Source organism: Cohaesibacter sp. CAU 1516, from assembly GCF_005771485.1.
In the GTDB taxonomy this organism is placed as follows: domain Bacteria; phylum Pseudomonadota; class Alphaproteobacteria; order Rhizobiales; family Cohaesibacteraceae; genus Cohaesibacter; species Cohaesibacter intestini.
Window position 1 is genome coordinate 1 of sequence record NZ_VANT01000003.1, and the last position, 19,594, is coordinate 19,594.

At 56.5% G+C, this 19,594-nt stretch carries 14 protein-coding genes and 1 pseudogene; 10 read left to right on the forward strand and 5 right to left on the reverse strand.

Annotated features, from left to right (window positions below):
• A pseudogene (locus FDK21_RS09710) lies at positions 1-109 on the forward strand (IS5/IS1182 family transposase); the annotation flags it as partial.
• Positions 110-118: 9 nt separating this feature from the next.
• Here FDK21_RS09710 and FDK21_RS09715 read toward each other — a convergent pair.
• From FDK21_RS09715 to FDK21_RS09725, 3 genes are read right to left on the reverse strand one after another with little or no spacing between them, the layout of a single operon-like run.
• On the reverse strand, positions 119-640 hold the full coding sequence (locus FDK21_RS09715; RefSeq protein ID WP_138148374.1) for an SH3 domain-containing protein: 522 nt from the start codon (positions 638-640) through the stop codon (positions 119-121).
• Positions 641-651: 11 nt separating this feature from the next.
• Positions 652-1,398, reverse strand: a complete 747-nt coding sequence (locus tag FDK21_RS09720) for a hypothetical protein (RefSeq protein ID WP_138148375.1) — start codon at positions 1,396-1,398, stop codon at positions 652-654.
• Positions 1,399-1,411: 13 nt separating this feature from the next.
• Positions 1,412-6,268, reverse strand: coding sequence for a hypothetical protein (locus FDK21_RS09725; protein ID WP_138148376.1), 4,857 nt, complete (start codon positions 6,266-6,268; stop codon positions 1,412-1,414).
• Positions 6,269-6,957: 689 nt separating this feature from the next.
• On the opposite strand from FDK21_RS09725, the gene FDK21_RS09730 reads away from it, so the two are divergent.
• The 8 genes from FDK21_RS09730 (at position 6,958) to FDK21_RS09765 (ending at position 16,327) form a co-directional block, all read left to right on the forward strand.
• Positions 6,958-7,965, forward strand: coding sequence for an ABC transporter permease (locus FDK21_RS09730; RefSeq protein WP_114011429.1), 1,008 nt, complete (start codon positions 6,958-6,960; stop codon positions 7,963-7,965).
• Between the two features lie 164 nt (positions 7,966-8,129).
• Positions 8,130-9,083 (forward strand): autoinducer 2 ABC transporter substrate-binding protein, encoded by a 954-nt coding sequence (locus FDK21_RS09735; RefSeq protein WP_245418555.1) that lies wholly within the window; start codon positions 8,130-8,132, stop codon positions 9,081-9,083.
• A gap of 134 nt (positions 9,084-9,217) precedes the next feature.
• Positions 9,218-10,801, forward strand: a complete 1,584-nt coding sequence (locus FDK21_RS09740) for a sugar ABC transporter ATP-binding protein (protein WP_114011431.1) — start codon at positions 9,218-9,220, stop codon at positions 10,799-10,801.
• On the forward strand, positions 10,801-11,829 hold the full coding sequence (locus tag FDK21_RS09745) for an ABC transporter permease (protein ID WP_114011432.1): 1,029 nt from the start codon (positions 10,801-10,803) through the stop codon (positions 11,827-11,829). The genes FDK21_RS09740 and FDK21_RS09745 overlap by 1 nt, the downstream gene beginning before the upstream one ends.
• 76 nt (positions 11,830-11,905) lie before the next feature.
• On the forward strand, positions 11,906-12,910 hold the full coding sequence (locus tag FDK21_RS09750; protein ID WP_114011433.1) for a dihydroxyacetone kinase subunit DhaK: 1,005 nt from the start codon (positions 11,906-11,908) through the stop codon (positions 12,908-12,910).
• A complete protein-coding gene (dhaL, locus tag FDK21_RS09755) occupies positions 12,910-13,551 on the forward strand; it encodes a dihydroxyacetone kinase subunit DhaL (RefSeq protein ID WP_138148377.1) in 642 nt (213 codons plus the stop codon). Before FDK21_RS09750 ends, dhaL (FDK21_RS09755) begins: the two co-directional genes overlap by 1 nt.
• 44 nt (positions 13,552-13,595) lie before the next feature.
• Positions 13,596-14,246: a dihydroxyacetone kinase subunit DhaL gene (dhaL, locus tag FDK21_RS09760; protein ID WP_114011434.1), complete on the forward strand. Its 651-nt coding sequence runs from the start codon at positions 13,596-13,598 to the stop codon at positions 14,244-14,246.
• Positions 14,246-16,327, forward strand: a complete 2,082-nt coding sequence (locus FDK21_RS09765; protein WP_138148378.1) for a bifunctional sugar-binding transcriptional regulator/dihydroxyacetone kinase subunit DhaK — start codon at positions 14,246-14,248, stop codon at positions 16,325-16,327. The genes dhaL (FDK21_RS09760) and FDK21_RS09765 overlap by 1 nt, the downstream gene beginning before the upstream one ends.
• 178 nt (positions 16,328-16,505) lie before the next feature.
• On the opposite strand, the gene FDK21_RS09770 is transcribed toward FDK21_RS09765, so the two are convergent.
• Entirely contained in the window at positions 16,506-17,417 is a 912-nt protein-coding gene (locus FDK21_RS09770; RefSeq protein ID WP_138148379.1) for a LysR family transcriptional regulator, read from the reverse strand.
• 191 nt (positions 17,418-17,608) lie between these two features.
• Here FDK21_RS09770 and bla point away from each other — a divergent pair, with 191 nt between their 5' ends.
• Positions 17,609-18,490, forward strand: a complete 882-nt coding sequence (gene bla / locus FDK21_RS09775; RefSeq protein WP_138148380.1) for a class A beta-lactamase — start codon at positions 17,609-17,611, stop codon at positions 18,488-18,490.
• A 19-nt stretch (positions 18,491-18,509) separates the two neighbouring features.
• Here the strand turns inward: bla and FDK21_RS20625 are convergent, their stop codons facing one another.
• A complete protein-coding gene (locus FDK21_RS20625; RefSeq protein WP_210238733.1) occupies positions 18,510-19,484 on the reverse strand; it encodes a phosphatase PAP2 family protein in 975 nt (324 codons plus the stop codon).
• Positions 19,485-19,594 lie beyond the last annotated feature (110 nt).

Consider the following 19,594-nt stretch of genomic DNA (forward strand, 5'->3'; position numbering starts at 1 on the left):
CAAAATCAAACAGTTCCGCGCCATCGCCACCAGATATGAAAAGAACCCGCTGAACTTTCTGGCGGCCATCAAACTCGTCGCAACACTTGTCTGGATCAGAAGTTTATGAGTCTACGGCCTAGTATTTCAAAGGATCATGGAACGTCTCCATATGGGCGCGCACCCAGTCGAGAGGGTCCTGCACATCAGGCGAAGGCTGGGTTGGTGCCTCCTCGCCCGTCACGTCTAGTGGGGCTTCGCGGGTTTGCCCATCGACCCAATCGTCGCCTTGCCCATAGATCGGACGATCATTGGGTTGCGAGGGTACCTGACGTCCGGACGGATAGCCGGGATAGATCCATTTGCTGTGGGCCCAGCCTTCAAGGCCGCCTTGTGTGCGGACGTAATACCAAACCCCGTCGGCATCCAGAACATCAAGGATGGTGTTCGGTGCCATGCGAGCCAGTGGCCGGGACTTGGATGAGGGATATTGTCGCAGGGTGAGAAAATTGTCGCCATAGGGGTTCAAGCCACCGACATAGTCGGCATTGGCTGGAAGCGGAAGGGCCCAACTGAAAACCAGCGATGCGGTGGCAAACAGAAAGCTTCCAATAACGAGGCGACGGTTGATCGCATGGCCGTGTGGTTCTGGCATTGTCATCACATCCTCTCCTACTCGAAGCCTTTTTGCATTTCTTGCAGCAGATCCTGCATGTCCTTGTCTGCATCCTTGTCGACATTCTTCTCTGCGGAGGTGTCTGGCTTCTCTGCTGTGGTGTCTGGCGCATCGCCCGGTGGGGGTGCGGCGGCAGAGCTTGGTGGTTCGGTTTTGCTGAACAGATCCGCGCCCGGGCCTTCAAACGAAACGAAACCGGACGGACCGAACAAGGCTGCAAAAGGGTCCTGATCGGATGGCAACAGGGAGAAGGCAGAAATCAGCGCCAATCCGTCCGGTGTTCGGATGATAACCGTGCGGCCACTGACTGGCAGCAGCCCTCCGGCGCGCAGATCGATATGACCGTCGACATCTTCGCCCGCCACTTCGAAGCGCCCGGACTGCATGGCAAAGGGGGCGCGCCGCGTCACTTGTTTCAGAAAGCCGTCGGCGACAATATCGGCGCTTTTCCGCTGCATGGCATCAAGGTGATCGCCTTTGAGCGGATCATAGCCAAGGAAAGAAACGGTCACAGCAATGAGACCGGATTCCTTTGGCACCGGATCCCAGCTTTTGGCCCGGAAATGCCAAACCTCGATGGCTGCGTCCTCACGGGTATCCACCTTCCAGCCCCGTTCTGGCAAATGGACACCAATGCCGCTGGTGCCCAGCTCGATGGCACCAACCTGGCTCCATCCCGCCATCAGTGCCCACGCCAAGCCCGCCAAAGCAACTATGGCCATTTGTCTGAAAGTCTGTCTCATGTTCCACCATCTCTCATTGTTTGCTTGCGGTGAGTCGGAAGCGCTTGCCACCGTCCCGCTCTGTCATGACCAAGGCAATGGCCCCTTGTTGCAGTGTGCCGGTGACATCCACGTCCCCCGCATAGCCATAGGAGGCGCTGTAGCGGAAGGAGGCGTTGAAGCGATCATTTTCCAGTCTTGCCGAGAATTGGCCACGGGCCTGATAATTGTTTGTGCTCAAGCTGCCGCTGATCTGATCGCCTTTCACCTTGATCGTCACGGTGGGCCGGACATCGCTCATATAGGCAAAGCTGCCCCGATAGGTGCCGTCATGCTGTTTGTTCGCCTCGTCGTCTTTCACCCGACGTGCTGCAAATTTGAAGTGGTCCTTTTGCTTGTTGGCGGGACCAATGTCGCCGCTGATCTGGTCCTTGGTCACCGTGCCCGTCATCCGCATCGAAACCGTCTGACCACCGGGGCCATGCAGGGTGAAAGTCTGATCGAACCGGCCATTGCGGACCGTCGTCTGGAAGCTGTGCGATACATTGCCGTGACTGATGCGGAACTTGCATGTCAGACGGTTGCCGCTTCTTTCGAACTCAATGGGCTTTTCCCCCGGTGCAAGGCGGCTCGAAATGGCGATTTCGCCTTTATAGCGTCCATCCTCTGCGACGCCCGTATCCCCTCTTGTGCCGCGGGTGTTTGATGGTGCGGTTTCGAAGGGATTGGTCGCTTCGTGGTTTTCCCCGTCCGTCTCCGGCTCGCCAAACGGGTTGGCATTTGGAACCGTTTTTGTTGTCCCATTTCGTGTTTGCGGGCTTGTTGGAGTGTCGGTTGACGGGCTACTCGGATCATCCTTGGCCTTGCTATCGGACGGGGGTTGGTCTGGCTGTTTGCTTTGGGTCTGGTTTCGGATTGCAGATTGGTTGACCGCCGTCTCAAATGGACTCTTGGTCTTGCTGGCGGAGAGTTTTCTCTTCAGAGTCGCGATCTGCTGCTGCCTTCCCTTGTCTGGGCATAGAGAAACACTTTGCTGGAAACTGGCGAGCGCTTGCTGATTTTGCCCCAGCCGCAAGGCATTGAGGCCATCGCTCCATTTGGTCCGCGCCTGCTGATAGCGTGCATTGCCGTTTGCACAGGGGTTGGCAGCCTTGATTTTTGCGGCTTCCTCACGGTCTTTTTGCTGCTGCATCAGTGTCTGCAGCTTGGTGCGCATTTGCTCCATCATCGATTGCCGTTTGGCATCGGGACAAAGCGCGAGGCTTTCCTGCAAATGGGCAATGGCGCGGGGATAGTCGCGGCGACCTGCACTTTGCAAGCCCTCCGTCCACATATATTCCGCTGCCTTGCGCTCGGAGGAACCCGATTTGCAGCTTTGGACTGGAGCCACCGGCTTTGGTGGTTCAGGCGTTGGGGACGGGGCGGAGGCGTGGTCGACAGGCTTGTCTGTCGGTTTTGTTTTCGTTGGACCAAGCAATTTCTTGCGCAGGCCTTCCACCATCTGTTGCCGTTTTGGGTCAGAACAAAGCGCAAGGCTCGCCTCGAAATGGGCAAAGGCGCGGTCATAGTCGGACTGGCTGACAGCGCTCAGTGCCGTCTGCCACATTTGGGCCGCAGCCTTGTGCTGATTGCTGCCCGGCGCGCAAGGGTCAACCGGCGGCTTTGGAGGGTTCGTCGGATTGGCAATGATGGTTTGCGGATCTCTGGCACCTTGCTTGTCGCCCTCTTTCTTAGACGACTTGTCGTCCGCACTGGAGGTGGCCGGACTGGTGGTCGTTGGACTGGTGGTCGTTGGACTGGTGGTCGTTGGAGGCTTGCCTTTGGTCTTTGCTTTGTCAGGAGTCGTCTTTGCTGACGGATCAGGCTTTTTGCCCTTGTCCGGCTTTGTTTTTTTGTTGTTGATGCTCGGTTTAACCGGCTTTTTCAAGAAGGAAACGGAGGTGTTGGCGCTCGCCAACTCCTTGCCGTTGCGATCAAGGATTGTCAAACGGATCGCAGACGTTCCAGCCTCCGAGCGCGTCAGGGTCGGCCAGGAGCCGGCCGGATTCGACAGACTGTCTCCCTCCCCCCCTTGCCAGCGCCATTTGATGGCGTCCGGCTTCTTGCCGGAGCCGAAGTCGGCGGACAGATCAATCGCCTCACCCACATAAAAGGTGGTCGGGGTGGCATCAATCAGGCCTTTAGATTTCGCATCCCAGACTTTGACGGGAGGCCCGCGCCGTTTTGCCTTGATGGCTAGGGCTATGGTCGCGAAGTGATATGCTTTGCTGACCGAAGCGAGCCTGTCACCCGTCGCAGCCAGCGCCACATCGGCGGCAACCGGCACCGTTTCTCCGGTTCCTCCGGTAAAGGACAGGCTTCTGCTCGTGTTGCTCTTGTCTTTGCGGTCAGATTGTTGGCGATTGGCTTCTGGCGGGTCAGGCCATTGGACCGCGATATAGCGATCCTCAAGATCCGGGCTGGCGGTGAGAGAGGCCGTGACGCTCTGGCCCGCTGCGGCTGCCTTGGCCGGACTGAACTGCAGATCGAAGGTCGGGATCAGGACCTTCAGTTGCGCCATCTGGCTTTTGACCGTCTCGCTGCCGTTGGAAATTTCGGCCCAGATTTTGACCGGGCCCGGACGGGTGAAGGTCACCTTGCTGCGACCATCGCTCGAGACGGCGGGATCGAAGGACAGCGCAGGGCTTGATTTCCAAGCGTAACGAACCTTGGCTGGCGGCAGCAGGTCTTCAGTATCGTCGGCAGCACCAATATAGATTTCACCGGCTTTGGATTCGGGAACAGCAACCCCGGATGTCTCAAAGGTCGGCGCTGCCACCGACAGGCTGTGGCTTTGGCCCAAATAGGCACCATCCTTGCCAAAACCAAGGGATATGGCGGGTCCTGTGCCGCTGATCGTCACTGACGGCTTGTCAGGTTTGGTGGATTCTTTATTCTTTTGCGGTTGGGTCCGGTCGTCCTCGTCAATTTCTGACTCGTCAATTTTTGGCTCGTCAATTTCCGGTTCGGTTTCCGCGTCCCCGATTTTGAAGGGATCGCTCCCCTTGTCATCGCCCGTCATCACTTGTCCCGGGTCATTGGTGTCCTTTTGCTGACCCCAAGGGCTGCTGCTTTCGGGAGACGTGGCCGTGTCGCCTGCCGTGTCGCTTGTCGGGACGTCGCCGGCGGGCTCGTCGGTGGGGAAGAGGTCAGACAGGGCATCATCAACGGCAGTGCCCGACGGTTTTGGAGGATCGGACGGCGTCTCATCTGCAGGCACAGGGTCGGGACGCTTGACGTCCGGTTGCTTGATGTCGGGCTTCGGCTCGATGCGATCCATATACAGAACCGTGACCTTCGCCTCATCGCCCCTGATTGATTTGGCAAAGCGCAAGGGCTTGAAGCCGGGGGCTGACAGGGCATAGCGAATGCGCCGCCCCTTGGTCACGATCACAGGCAGACGCACATAGCCAGCCTGCGCGCTGCGGCGCATCCAGTCTCGCCGAACAATATGATCACCATCGCTGAGGCTGAGACCGGAAATAACGGGAGGGTCACCACGATCCCGTGCATGGATTTGCAGAATATGGATCTGCTTGGACCGGTAGCGCTCGATCAGGCGCTTCATGGTCATTCTGGCATCGCGGTCAAACAGACACAGGCCGATATATTCCTGCCGTGCCATGCGGCCAGCAGCCAATATTGCCTCGCCGCCAAGATTCACCACACGGTCGATCTGATCGGTTTCCCCCGCCAGTTTGAGGATGTTGGCGAAGGCCTTGGTCTGGAAGGTCTTTGCATGGCTGGAACAAAGATCATAGCCGGGCAGATAGCGACGTGCAGCGGGCTCAGCGCGCCCGCGCTCGGACGCGAAGGTCGCCAGTTCCATGAAGCGGTCTGTGTCCGCTAGGCCGCGATTGCGGCTCCATCGGCTTTGCCGCAAGGCCTGAAAGGCCCCGAGCAAATTGTGAGCCTGAAGGCTCGACAGGAAGGCATGGGTACCATCGGGTGCATAGAAGAAGGCCGCATCCGCCTCGAAATGCTGCCAGGCCTGCACTTTGTCCAGCGCGGCTTCAGCCTCGTAATAGGTGAAGAAGCGGAAGCAATCCAAGGCGGCACGCCGGTCAATCAGAAAACGGGTCAGTGCCTTTTGCTGGTCACCACCAATGCCACCGCAAATGGAGCCCATGCGGGCTTCATGCAGCTTCTTGTCAAGCGCCTTCAGCGCCTTGGCAAATTCCTTTGTGGCAGCAGAATAGCCCTCGATGATCTTGCCGATACCCGGCACATAGCCAGAGAAGGTCTGCATATATCCCAGAACACCGTCAATCGCGTCCAGCCGAGAGATGGGATTGTTGGGATCAACATTGCCCGGGTCAAACACGGCAACGAAATCGACAACCTTGCTGGCATCATCGATATAGCCTTCGGCACTTTTGAACATGTCCGCCACCTTCTGGACCGACTTGAAGACCCCTTGATGCCGCATTTTTCGTTCCAGCGCGCTGAGCTGATACATGTAGCCATAAAGATCATCGGCTCCAGTGGCGGACTTCAAGGCTTTGTCGAGTTGTTCCCCATTGGGCAAGAACTCGAACCCGACCTCCTCCTCGAAATCCTTGAGCATCTTGAGAGCATCGTCCCCCAATATGGTCTTGATCGCAGTGTCGCGCACCTCCCCCGTGGTTTCGGTGATCAGTCCCTTGACGCCACTGATGCTGTCCTTCTGGGTCCGGCGGGTCGTTGCGTTGCGCCAGTTGGAGATATGGTGCTGGAAGGTTGCCAGCTTTTTGTAGATGCCCTTGAAATGGCCATGGGTCTTTTGAAATTTGTCACGCAGATCATCCCGCGCCTCGACATAGATTTTCTTTTCCTGATCGATGGGGCTTTCCGCGCATACAGGCAGCGGCATACAGGCGCTCACCACAAACACCATCGCCGCGATGACAACAAGCCACCGGCCCAACCAAGGTGAAAGGTCAAGCAGAGATCTTTGATGTGGGCAATGGAGCATGATGAACCTCCCGGGCCTGGCGCGACACGCACGAACGGCGACAGGAGAGGGTCCTTGCCGAACCTCGGCATCACACCCTTCTACTGTCTCAAAATGCAGGCAGACACACCATACTACATCTGTCTTCTGCGACAATCTGACAGAGAAGATAACCTTAGCTTGTCTGGTTGAAAGCAAATGAGATGGGCGTGCCGTTAGAGCAGCCGACCCGCGACCAAGAGGCGGGTGGAGCGCTGGCACATATCCACTGACGCATGGGATAAAACGTGCCGGTTTCCGGCCTGACGCCCAGTTTCCCGCCATGGTTGAGATGCACAAAACTCTTCCCTCTATAAATGGTTGAAACTGAAAATTTCGAGCCCTCCTCCACCATATGTACCTTCACGCAATCGACTGAAATGCAACACTATCTAACTCATCAAATGTCCATATTATCGTTATAATTCAATGATATAATCAAATGTAAAATAGCATTTGACATTTGTAATTTGCTTCTCTAGCCTCTGGATCATGCAATGCGTTCCTTGTCCGCCGGGAGTGGACATGGCTCTGATGGCCGTAAGGACAAAGGCGCAGGAGGAGTGGAAATGTCTTCCAAATTCTATGATGGCCAAATGGGCTTTCTGGCGCTGATCAACGCGCTCGTTTTGATAGCCTCTTGGTTTCTGGTCGGCCCCAAATTTGTGGGCCTGTACAATATGCAATCCATGGCAACTCAGGTTTCCGAACTTGGTCTGCTGGCCCTCGGCGTGATGCTCGCCATGGCAGCCGGGCGGGGTGGCATTGATCTGTCCGGGATCGCGCTTGCCAACCTGTCCGGGGTGATTGCCTTCATGTTGACCCCGCTCATCACCACCGCACAGGAAGCCCCGCTGCTCTATTGCTGGACGTTTGCCGGCATTTCCCTCGTGGTTGGTTTTCTCGGCGGGGCAGTGAATGGCGCTCTGGTAGGCTATGCCGGGCTAACGCCCATCATCGCAACATTGGGCACACAAATGGCCTTCACCGGCATTGCCGTGGGCCTGACTGGTGGATCGGCCCTGCGCCTTGGTTATATTCCGCCGCTGGATGATTTCGCCAACATGCCGTTTATGGGCGTTCCGATCAGTTTCGCTCTGTTTGTCGGGGTCGCGTTGGTGCTGGCGCTAATGCTTCGTTACACATCCTACGGCATGCGCCTGTTCCTGCTGGGCAGCAATGATCTGGCTGCGCGCTATAGCGGCATTCCTGTACGGCGCATGTATTTCATGACTTACACCATCGCAGGCATGCTGGCCTCCTTGGCCGGTGTCATCATCGCGGCGCGCACATCATCGATCAAGTGGGATTATGGCTCCTCTTATGTGATGGTTGCGATCCTCATTGCCGTGATGGCCGGTGTGAAGCCCGAGGGCGGCTATGGACGCGTGATCTGTGTCCTGATGTCGGCCTTTGCGCTGCAGGTCATGTCGTCCCTGTTCAACTTCATGCATTTGTCGAATTTCTTCCGCGACAGCGCCTGGGGGCTGCTGCTGCTGCTCTTCCTGGCCGCCTCGCGCGTGGATCTGACGACCTATCTGCATTTCAGACATCCAGCCGTACCCAAGAAGGCTTGATGCAAAGGACTTTCCATCCGGACCGAAGGTGATCTGGATGGGCTTGGCGATCCGGGCGGCGCCCCTTGCGCCCGAAGCATAGTCGCACCGCGGGCAAGAACCTTGTGTGGAGGAAAGTTATGAAACATTCTCAGCTGCTTCTGGCTGGCATTTCAGCTCTGGCGATGGTTGGCGTGAGCCTTCCTGCTCTTGCTGCCGACAAAGAAATCGTAACCGTTGTAAAGGTCACTGGCGAAAACTGGTTCACCCGCATGGATGAAGGGGTTCAGGCCTTTGACAAAGACACCGACGGCATCAAGGCGCGTCAGGTCGGTCCGGCCAAGGCCGATGCGGCCCAGCAGACCGCCATCATTCAGGATCTGATCGCGCAGGAAGTCGACGCCATCACAATCGTACCGATGGACCCTTCCGCGCTTGAAGGCATTCTGCGCCGTGCCATGCAGCGTGGCATTGTTGTCACGACCCATGAGGCCGATAATCTGCAAAATACACAGGTCGACATGGAAGCCTTCGACAACCATGAATTCGGCGCCCACTTTGCCAAGCAGATTGTCGATTGCATGGGCGGTGAGGGCAAATGGACTTCCTTCGTTGGTTCTGTCGGCAGTCTGACCCATGTGCAATGGGCAGATGGTGGCGAAGCCTATGCCAAAGACTTCCCTGGCATGGAACTTGTTTCTCCCAAGAACGAAAGCTTCAATGACGCCAACCGTGCCTATGAACTGGCGAAGGAAATCCTGCGCACCTATCCCGACATCAAGGGTTTCCAGGGTGGATCTGCGATTGACGTGATCGGCATTGGCCGCGCCGTCGAGGAAGCTGGTCTTGAAGACGAAACCTGCGTCATCGGTCTTGGTCTTCCAAAAGATACCGGTCCATATCTTGAAACCGGTGCGGTTGACTCCATCGCATTCTGGGATCCAAAGGATGCCGGTTATGTGATGAATATCCTGACCAAAATGACCCTTGAAGGCACCGAAATCAAAGACGGTATGGATCTGGGTGTTCGGGGCTACAACAATGTGAAAGTCTCTCAAGGTCCCGGCGAAGGCATCATTGTTCGCGGCCAGGCCTGGGTCGATGTCGATAAGTCCAACTACAACGACTATCCATTCTAAGACTTGAGGTCTTTCTTCTGGTCCGGCGGTCAAATGTCGGGCCAGCCTTGGGCTTGAGGCTCAACCATTTTCGCAAATCAGGAGCTGTTGTGGTGACTAAGTCGGGTTCAGGTTCAGAGCATCCACAAGACAATGTGGTTCAACTCTCCGGCCATCAGCATGCCGAGCCGTCCACGCCCTTCCTTGAAGTGCGCGATCTGCACAAGCGCTTCGGTGGTGTGCATGCGCTGCAGGGCGTGAGTTTGAAGATCGAGCGCGGTCAGATCTATCATCTGCTCGGAGAAAATGGCTGCGGCAAAAGCACATTGATCAAAGTGATTTCAGGGGCGCATCTGCCCACCGAAGGGCAGTTGATCGTCAATGGCAAGGAGCAAAAGGACTTCAGTCCCATCAAGGCGCTGGAAGCCCGGATCGAGACCGTCTATCAGGATCTGTCTTTGTTGCCAAACCTGACTGTCGCCGAGAATATCGGCCTGTGCCAGCAATTGGTCAGCTCCAACGGTGCCCTGTTCCGCCGTCTCGATGGCGGACAACTACAGGATACAGCCATCCGCGCCCTGCAAGTGGTGGGCCTTCCCATTGATCGGCGGTTCCGCAACACTGAAGTGTCCCGTTTGCCGATTGCCACGCGCCAGCTCGTTGCCATTGCCCGCGCGGTGGCCAGCAAGGCCGGGCTGGTGATCATGGATGAACCCACAACCGCCCTCACCCATTTCGAAGTGAAGAATCTCATCGCTGTGGTGCGTCGCCTGCAGGAAGACGGTGTTTCCGTCCTGTTCGTGACCCACAAGCTTGATGAATGCAAAGCCATCGGCGGGCATGGTCTGGTCATGCGCGATGGCAAGCTTGTCTGCAATTGCGACATTACCGATATCACGACCGCGCGTCTTGGCTATCTGATGACCGGCCGCGAGCTTAACGAGGGACGCTATCGGGAAGCCCAGAAAGCAGGCGATCCGTTGCTCCGCCTCTCCGGCCTTGGCAAGTCCGGCGCTTTTGTCGATATTGATCTAGCTCTCGCACGCGGGGAAATCCTCGGTGTGACCGGATTGCTGGATTCTGGCCGAAACGAGTTGGCCAAGGCGCTCGCAGGCGTGGAGGTTGCCGATACCGGAGAGGTTTTCCTTGATGGTGCGCTGGTCGATCTGTCCTCACCGGGCGACGCCAACAAAGCGGGCATCGGATACGTGCCGGAAGATCGCCTGACAGAAGGCCTGTTTCTGGAGAAACCCATTCTCGACAATACGGTGATGGGCATTCTGGCGCGACTGCGCAACAAGATCGGACTGCTGGACAAGAAACGGGCCGTCGCCGAAACGGAAGAAATGATTGACGATCTGCAGATCGTTGCACCGGATGTCTCTGCACCGGTTCAGTCACTGTCCGGTGGCAACCAGCAAAGGGTGTTGATTGGACGCTGGCTGAAAACCACGCCCAAACTCCTCATTCTTCACGGACCAACCGTCGGGGTCGATGTCGGATCGAAAGACACGATCTATCGCATCATCCAACGGCAAGCCGAGGCAGGCATGGGGATCCTGATCATCTCCGATGACCTGCCGGAATTGCTGCAGAATTGTGATCGCGTCGCGGTCATGCGCAAAGGCAAAATTGCCTCGATATTCCCGGTAGAAGGCCTGACACAGGACAAGCTCTATGCCGAAATGGGCGCCGGACTCGATTTGAAAAAAGACATGGCCAGTCAGGGAGCGAGCTGATGACCGACGCAACCTTTGAAATTCAGACGGGAAAGCGGGAAAGCCTGTTTGCCAGAACCACCGATTGGTTCGCTCGCAACCCGATTGCCTTTCCGATCCTGCTGATCGTGATTGTTTGCCTCGTTGTCGGCAGTATCAATCCGGCCTTTTGGCAATTGGCGAATGTCTTCGACATTCTGCGGGCCTCCGTTATTCGCGGATTGTTTGCCCTTGGCGTGCTGGTGGTTCTCGCAGCCGGTGGGCTGGAAGTGTCCTTCTGCTCGGTGGCCGCCCTCGTGATGTATTCCGTTACCATGCTGGTGGTCAATTTTGCTCCTGATCTTGGTATGGTGCCGATCCTGCTGATGGGGGCTCTTGGGGGCACCTTTCTGGGACTGATCAACGGCCTTTTGGTCAACAAGCTCAAGGCACCGTCGCTGATTGTCACAATCGGCACGCAATATGCTTTCCGCGGTTTCCTGCTGACTTTCATCGGCACCTCGCTGTTCATGAACATTCCAGCCTCAATGGACAATTTCGGGCAGTTGACCCTCGTCACCCTGACCAACGAGTCCAATTTCGAAGTGAAACTGCCCGCCTATGTTCTGATCCTCGTGCTGGCGGCCTTGGTGACATGGTACATTCTCAACAAAACCCTGATCGGACGCGCCATCTTCGCGATTGGGGGCAAGTCGGATATTGCTGAACGGCTCGGCTTCAGCGTGTCGCGCGTGCAGCTGTTTGTCTTCTCTTATGCCGGATTGCTGGCAGGCATTGCAGGAATTCTGCATGTCTCGGCAAACCGGCTCGCCAATCCGTTTGATCTCGCCGGAACCGAGATGCCTGTGATTGCTGCGGTGGTTCTGGGTGGTGCCCGGATTACCGGTGGGTCTGGCACCGTCGGGGGCACCATGTTGGGTGTCATTCTGATCACGCTGGTGTCCAATGTGCTCATTCTGGTGGGCATTCCTTCCACCTGGCAAACCTGTATTCTGGGTGGTTTCATCCTTGTCGCCGGGCTGTTCTTTATCTTGGCCGACAAGAAATAGAGCGGTCTTCCGATGCCCTGCCAATTGCATTCAAGGCCCGTCAAGCGGCCAAATATTGAAATAGGAGCTGCAAATTATGCAAAGGTTCATCAACAATCCCGATGACATCGTGGATGAAACGGTCCGTGGCTTCGTTAAAGCCCATGGCGATCTGGTTAAACTCGATCCGGGCAACGCGCGTGTCGTGGTGTCACAAAGCGCCAAGGCAGAGGGACGGGTCGGCATTGTCACCGGCGGCGGCTCTGGTCATGAACCAGCCTTTGCCGGCTATGTTGGTCGCAACATGGTCGACGCTGTGGCCGTTGGTGAGCTCTTTTCTTCGCCAACCGCCAAGAGTTTCCATGATGCGATCCGGGCAGCCGACAATGGCGCAGGCGTCGCTATTCTGTACGGCAACTATGCCGGGGACAATATGAATGTGAAAATGGCCAGCAAACTGGCCAAGAAAGACGGGATCCCGGTCGCCACCGTGGTTGCTAATGATGATGTCTGCTCTGCGCCGATGGCAGAACGCGAAAAGCGTCGCGGCGTCGCAGGCGAGATCTTTATGTGGAAGATCGGTGGTGCCAAGGCTTCGATCGGAGCCTCCCTCGAAGAGGTTCAGGCATCGGCCCAGAAGGCCATCGATCATTGCCGTTCGGTCGGGCTTGGTCTTGGTCCCTGCACCCTGCCCGCCGTCGGTCATCCCAACTTCAAGATCGAGCCGGGCAAGATGGAAATCGGCATCGGCCACCATGGCGAACCGGGAACCCGCGTCGAGGATCTGGGCACTGCTGACGAGATTGCCGACCAGATGGTTCAGATCGTGCTGGATGATCATGATCTGGCCAAGGGCACCGAGGTCGCCGTTCTGGTTTCGGGATTGGGGGCGACCCCTGTCAACGAGCTGTATGTGCTCTATGATCGCATGGAAAAGCAGATCGCCGAACGCGGCTTGTCGGTTTATCGCGCCTATGTCGGCAACTATTTCACGTCGCTGGAGATGGTCGGGGCCACCCTGACCGTGATGGCACTGGATGATGAGCTCAAGGGGTTGCTCGATATCGAGGCAGAAAGCCCCGGATTCAAATGGAGAGGATGATGGCTGAATTTGCAAATGCAGGGGCTGGCGGGCTGGTTGCCGATCTGGCGAAAGTCATTGTCGACAACAAGGCCTATCTGTCCGAGATCGATGGCAAGATTGGCGATGGAGACCACGGCGTCAACATGGCCAAGGGTTTTGGCAGGTCAGCCGAGCGGCTGACCGGAGAGGAAAGCCTGAGCGACGCGTTTTCCCTGCTGTCCGATGTTTTGATGAGCGAAATCGGCGGCTCGATGGGCCCGCTCTATGGCATGATGTTTTCCGGCATGGCCGAGGCTATCGAGGACGAGGACATGATCGATGCCGATGTGTTCGGCGCGATGCTGCAGAACGGGCTTGATGAGGTGATGGATATCGGTTCGGCCAAGCTCGGCGACAAGACGCTGCTGGATGCCTATATCCCGGCAGTGGCAGCCTACAAGGCAGCCCTTGCGGATGGCGGCACAATGCCCGCAGCCCTCGACGCCCTGTGTTCTGCTGCACAGGCCGGTCGCGACAGCACCATCGACATGGTTGCCAAGGTTGGCCGTTCGGCCCGTCTGGGGGATCGGTCAAGGGGGGTGCTGGATGCCGGCGCAACCTCGTGCAGCCTCATTCTGTGCAGTCTGGCGGATGGGGTAAAACAACGCCTTCAGGGGTGAAGATCATCTTGCGGAGGACGGGGCCGCAGGATATATTTCCGCCCATGAAGCAAGTAGGTGTTGACGATATTGTTGCCGTGCTGCGCGAGGCGGCCGTGCGCATTGGTGATTGCGTGGATTATCTGGGTCGGCTCGATGGAGAAATCGGGGATGGCGACCATGGATATACGATGGCGCGTGGCTTCACGGCCATGGTGCGAGCACTGAACGAGATAGAGACGCAAACGACGGATTTGACGTCTCTTTTCTCGCTCTGCGCCAGCAGTTTTCTAGATTCCGTCGGCGCTACGACCGGCCCCCTTTACGCCTCTGGCCTGTTGCGCGCGGGTCGCTATGCGGAAGGCCGTTCATCATTGGATGCCGATGAGGCCCTGATGCTGCTGGTGGCCATTGGGGACGGGATCGGTGATCGCGGAAAAGCGATTGCAGGCGACAAAACCATGATGGATGTATGGCTGGCCGTGGGCCAAACGATCAAGGCATCCCGGCAAAATAGCCTCCCACTCGAGCAAACACTTACGGACATCAAGTCTGTTGCCAGACATGCTGTCGAGAGTACCCGTTCGATGATGGCTGTGCGCGGACGCGCCTCGCGGTTGGGCGAGCGTTCTTTGGGTCATATCGATCCCGGTGCCGCCTCAGCTGCGATCATCGTGGAGTGCTTTGCGGATATTCTGTCGCAAAGGATTCTCTGATGGCTCAGAAACCTACTGCGCAATCTGCACGAAGTGAGCGACTGGCAAGCGATGATGACACTGCCATGCCGCTGCGCTTTGGCAGGGATCCACTCCTTTGGGCCTCATGGCTCTATTACGAAGAAGGCATGACCCAGAGTGACATTGCCCGGATCATCGGGGTGTCGCGCGCCACTGTCATCGCCCATCTGGCGGAAGCCCGCACACGCGGTATCGTCAACATTTCGATTGAGACCAACCGGCTGCGGTCGCTGTCGGTGTCAAAGGCCTTGAAGGATCATTTCGGCCTTAAGGATTGCCTTGTCATTCCCGGTGAAGGGGGCGAGCGGTCTCTGATTGAGCGACTGGGGGCTGCGGGCGCGCAGGTGCTGCAAACGCTGTTGAAATCCGGAGACACAATCGGGGTAGGATGGGGGCGCACCGTTCTGGCGGTCGCCGAAGCTCTAACCACCTCCAGTCTGCAGGATATGCGCGTCGTTCAGATCACCGGGTCCACCTCGGCTCATGTGCCCTATGCCCCGGCGGCTTGTGCATCGAAGATGGCGTCGGCGATCAATGCCGAATGCATCCCCTTGTCCGCACCCGCCATTGTTTCCAACCCGGACCTCAGGTCGATTTTGACCGAAGAACCCCTGATCCGTGAACAACTGGCCTGTCTTGATGCGTTGGACCGGATCATTTTCGGCATTGCCTCAATGCGTCCCAATTCGACCTTGCACAATTCGGGCTTCTTTCACAATGACGGTGCCATGAGCAACGCCTATGCGACCGCAGTTGGGGCCATCGCCGGGCGATATATCGATGATCGCGGTCATCCGGTGCATGGGCCCCTAGACCCGCTGACGGTGGGCATCACCCTGTCCAAATTGCACGCGGTCAAACAGCGGATCGCCATTGCGGGGGGAATTGACAAGGTGCCGGCCATTCTGGCGACCTTGCGCGGCGGTTATGCCAATATTCTCATCACCGATGTCACCACCGGGATGGGTATCCTGAATGCCGAAGGCAAGAGCCATCTGGTTCAGCGCATGCCGCATGAACCGGAAGAAACCGAAGTCATTCAGCGCACTCAGGTGAAGAAATTCCTCAATGCTGCCGAGGATATGGTGGATGAAGCATTGGAAGGGGCCGTGATGGAACATGCTGCCTTCCTTGAGCCCGCCAAGCAATCCAATCGGGCACTGGTTGCCAGGAATGGCCCGCGCCCGGGCAAGGTCGGACTGGTGATTGGCGGGGGGGCAGGACATGACCCCGGCTTCCTTGGCTATGTCGGGCCCGGCCTGGCAGATGCCGTCGCCATCGGCAATATTTTCGCTTCGCCTCCCCCTGCCCCGATTCTTGACTGCACCCGCGCGGTGAATCGCGATGCTGGCGTCGTGCATCTGTTTGGCAACTATTCGGGCGACATTCTCAACTTTGAAATGGCCGCAGAAATGGCGCAGGCAGAGGGCATCGAGGTGCGCACGGTGATCACGACAGACGATGTCGCATCTTCTCATCTTGACGACCGCGAAGGGCGTCGCGGGGTGGCGGGCAACGTGTTTGTCTTCAAGGTGGCGGGCGCTGCCTGCGACCAGATGATGAGCCTTGATCGCGTCGAAGAACTTGCCCGCAAGGCCAATGAGCGCACCTGCACATTTGGCGTTGCCCTAGAGCCTTGTTCCATGCCGGAAACGCGCCGACCAACCTTCCTGCTTGGCGAAACCGAAATGGAGGTCGGCGTCGGCGTCCATGGGGAGCCGGGTATCGCACGTCAAGCGGTGATGACGGCAGATGATGCCGCGGACTTGATGGTTGATCGCATCCTCGCGGACATGAGCCTCGAGAAGCTGGATGAAGTGGCTTTATTAATCAATTCGCTTGGGTCAACGCCCTTGATGGAGTTGTATATTATTGGCCGCCGGGTCCGTCAGCGGCTCAATGCCAAGGGTGTGAAGATCATCCGCAGCTGGACCGGCAACTATTTCACCTCACTGGACATGGTGGGTGTGTCCATATCGATGATGCATCTGGATCATGAACTGCTGACCCTGTTGGACCATCCCTGCAATTCCGCCTTTTTCAGGATCGGGGATCACTGAAGCGCACACTGTTCTTGCCAATGCCCGTGGCGCCTTCAACGCTCGTCGCGTCGATGGAAAGACTGTGGTGAAGGCTGCGGTTTCACCCTCTAGCTCATGTTTGAAAGCGCTCCTGCATACCGAGCCACGCGATCAGTCCAATCATAATTCATGCTCGCACCGGCCGAAACAAGACGCCTCATTGTTTCATGGGCTGTGGTTCCGTCTCTTGTTCTGGCTCTGGGGACGAAGCGGCGTCTATCAGCCAGTTCTCGAACAGGTCATATGCGGGACTATGCTCCTTCGTGGTCAATCTGGTTATCCAATACCTGCCCGTTGTGATTTCTTCTTCAAAACACCGCACAAGGCTGCCCGCAGCCAATCGGGATTCAAACATCCTGAAGGGCAGCAAGGCGATGCCATATCCGTCCGTCACCAGATCTGCCATTGCCACTGAGGAGTCAAATATCGGCCCTTCCAGAAGCGGCGCAGCCATCCCCGCCTTGCTGAACCACAAAGGCCACTCATCGGAGCGGTATGATCTGAGAAGCCTCTGCTTGTGCAAGCTGGTCTTGCCCTCCAGCCTTGCTGCAACAAGCGGCGCACAAAGCGGTGTCAAAGGCGCTGTCATCAGAGGTTTCGCCTCCAGCCCGGGCCACCGGCCCTCCCCGAACCGGATCGCTGCATCCAGCCCTTCCTGCGCGATGCTCACCCGGTTGTTGTTTGTGTAAATCCTGATGCGTATTTCGGGATGCAGATGCTCGAACTCTCCCAACCGTCTCAGGAGCCATCCTGTGGCAAAGGTGGTGACGACCCCGAGATTGAGTGTCTCCTCAAAGCGCCTGCCCTGAAATCTGTCGAGAAGCCCCCCGATCCGGTCGAAGCTGGTGGAAAGCACGGGCAGGAGCAATCGCGCTTCTGCTGTGAGCAAAAGTCCTCCGCGGGTTCGGTGAAAAAGCTGAAAGCCCAACAGGTCTTCCAGCCGTGCAATCTGATGACTGACCGCCGCTTGCGTCACACGCAGCTCAACAGCGGCATTTGTGAAACTGCCCTGCCTTGCGGTTGCTTCAAAGGTGCGCAGGGCATTCAGAGGGATATCCGGGCGATCCATTTACATGACTCAATCTTATGCTGATCAGGAAAATTAGTCGTTTGATAGCATATTTCGTCGCGTGCATAGTGATAAAAATGACTTTTCTTAATGATCCCGTCATCCTGCTTGCCGATATTCACCAAGATTTTTGGCACCCTCGGCGACATCATCGGCGGCATCTTCACGCGTCAATCAACAGGAGTAAATCCATGACAGAAAATTGCCGCCCTTCGCTGAGGGCCGTCTTTTTGGGCTTTGCGCTGTATGCAGCCTTTTCCAGTCTCGCTGTGGCACAAGAGCTTGGCGAGACCGTTGCCGCATGGGAGACCAAACTGGATGGCCGCATCGGCGTGATCTTGCGCGATACAGCGTCCGACTGGACCTATAGCCATCGCTCAGATGAACGCTTCCCCATGGCCAGCACTTTTAAATCCTTGCTTTGCGGCGCGGTTCTGGGAGAGGTTGATGCAGGCCGCGAAAGCCTGACCAATCAGGTCACATACAGCAAGAAAGATCTGGTTTACTGGTCTCCCATCACCAAAAAGCATCTTGCCAGTGGCTTGCCAGTCTCAGCTCTGTGCGAGGCAGCGGTCACCATGAGTGACAATGCCGCTGCCAACCTGTTGCTCAAACGGGTGAACGGGCCTGCTGGCCTCACTGGCTTTTTGCGAGGGATCGGCGATGCGACAACCCGTCTGGACAGATGGGAACCTGAGATGAGCAAAGGCACGCCGAAAGATCCCAGAGACACAACAAGCCCGCGTGCCATAACGACCTCGTTGCACAATCTTCTGTTTGGCGGTGCCCTTCAGCCTGCGTCTGCTGCTCTGCTCAAGCAATGGATGATTGATGATCAGGTCGCCGACAAACTGATCCGCCCCCATGTTCCAGACGGCTGGATCATCGGCGACAAGACCGGCAGCGGCGGTCACGGCACGCGGGCAATCGTTGCCTTTTTGCAAACGCCGAAGGGTCAGACCTTTATGGCAGCGATTTACATCACGCAAAGCAAGGCAGGAAAGGATGCGCGGAACCAAGCCATCTCGGCAATTGGTCGAGCCATGATTTCCGAGATCAAGAAGCACTTTTGAAATACGAAGCCACGTCTTTCTACTCGTTTTGTGCGCGGTGGATGGCTCGGATGCTCAACTGCGAAGACAAGCGCCACATGATCGATACAAGTGCGATCGACACCACCCCATCCAATAGATAATGCCAGGCGAGAAGGAAGGACCCCAAAAATATCAGGATTGCATAGGAAAAGCCGATGATGAAAGCGGTGTATCCGTATTTCTTGAATGAAATCGCGATCAGAAACGCAAGATAAACATGGATACTCGGCATCGCCGATATGCCGGAAACCGGTATGTCGGCATTGCTGTATGCGTCCAGCAGCAAGCCTTGCAGAACAACTGCCCACACACCGCTTGTTCGCGCGTGGATATCATTCAGTGTCAGGTTCAAAGCGTCATATGCATCGATTCCGGCAAAAAAACTCCCATGGAAGACAGGGCCGACTGAAGAGAAAAGCAACGCAAGAATATTTCCGGCCACAAGCAACCCGAAAACATAGCAATAGAGAATGCGGATCTGCTCTTTTGCGTCCTTTTTGAGGGACAAATAAAAAGCAAAAATCACGATGATGGCCGTCCAGCCAAGATAAAGGGCGTCCAGAAACACAATCAGATACTCATATTGATAGACCCAGCCGAACAGTTCATGCGGAAACTGACCAAAGAACAATCGGTGTTCCAGATCTGCTATGGCCGGATCGGCATAGAAGGGAACCAGTTTCGGGATCGTGGATTTGAATATGGAGAATGAGGTGTAGGCAATTATGAAAATGCAATAGGCATTCAAGAATTGCCCCGCCCGATGCCCATTCCGCAAAGCGGAATAATAGCTTTGCATCAAGGACAGGAACGGTCTTTCAGTGCCCTTGAGGCGTATTTTTGTATATCTGAGTAAAGTGAGAACAAGAAAATACGAAAAGAACAAAATGAATGACGTGTAGAAATAGGCAATCCCAACGCGAAAGACCGGAGTGATGCCTTTCAAGTATGAGACCGTCAAAAAACCAGACATATGCAGGATGACGATGATGTAGAAATCCCGGTAGAGTTTGCTGGCTTGAAGAAAGCCGTGAAGGAAAATGGAAATGGCTTCCTTCGGATAGGGAACATTCTCCAATTTCG

Coding starts and splice junctions, on each gene's coding strand:
- bla (WP_138148380.1), top strand. CDS start 17,609: ATGACAGAAAATTGCCGCCCTTCGCTGAGGGCCGTCTTTTTGGGCTTT.
- FDK21_RS09765 (WP_138148378.1), top strand. CDS start 14,246: ATGGCTCAGAAACCTACTGCGCAATCTGCACGAAGTGAGCGACTGGCA.
- FDK21_RS20625 (WP_210238733.1), bottom strand. CDS start 19,484: ATGTCTGGTTTTTTGACGGTCTCATACTTGAAAGGCATCACTCCGGTC.
- FDK21_RS09750 (WP_114011433.1), top strand. CDS start 11,906: ATGCAAAGGTTCATCAACAATCCCGATGACATCGTGGATGAAACGGTC.
- FDK21_RS09715 (WP_138148374.1), bottom strand. CDS start 640: ATGACAATGCCAGAACCACACGGCCATGCGATCAACCGTCGCCTCGTT.
- FDK21_RS09730 (WP_114011429.1), top strand. CDS start 6,958: ATGTCTTCCAAATTCTATGATGGCCAAATGGGCTTTCTGGCGCTGATC.
- FDK21_RS09735 (WP_245418555.1), top strand. CDS start 8,130: ATGGTTGGCGTGAGCCTTCCTGCTCTTGCTGCCGACAAAGAAATCGTA.
- FDK21_RS09725 (WP_138148376.1), bottom strand. CDS start 6,268: ATGCCGCTGCCTGTATGCGCGGAAAGCCCCATCGATCAGGAAAAGAAA.
- dhaL (WP_114011434.1), top strand. CDS start 13,596: ATGAAGCAAGTAGGTGTTGACGATATTGTTGCCGTGCTGCGCGAGGCG.
- FDK21_RS09745 (WP_114011432.1), top strand. CDS start 10,801: ATGACCGACGCAACCTTTGAAATTCAGACGGGAAAGCGGGAAAGCCTG.
- FDK21_RS09770 (WP_138148379.1), bottom strand. CDS start 17,417: ATGGATCGCCCGGATATCCCTCTGAATGCCCTGCGCACCTTTGAAGCA.
- FDK21_RS09720 (WP_138148375.1), bottom strand. CDS start 1,398: ATGAGACAGACTTTCAGACAAATGGCCATAGTTGCTTTGGCGGGCTTG.
- dhaL (WP_138148377.1), top strand. CDS start 12,910: ATGGCTGAATTTGCAAATGCAGGGGCTGGCGGGCTGGTTGCCGATCTG.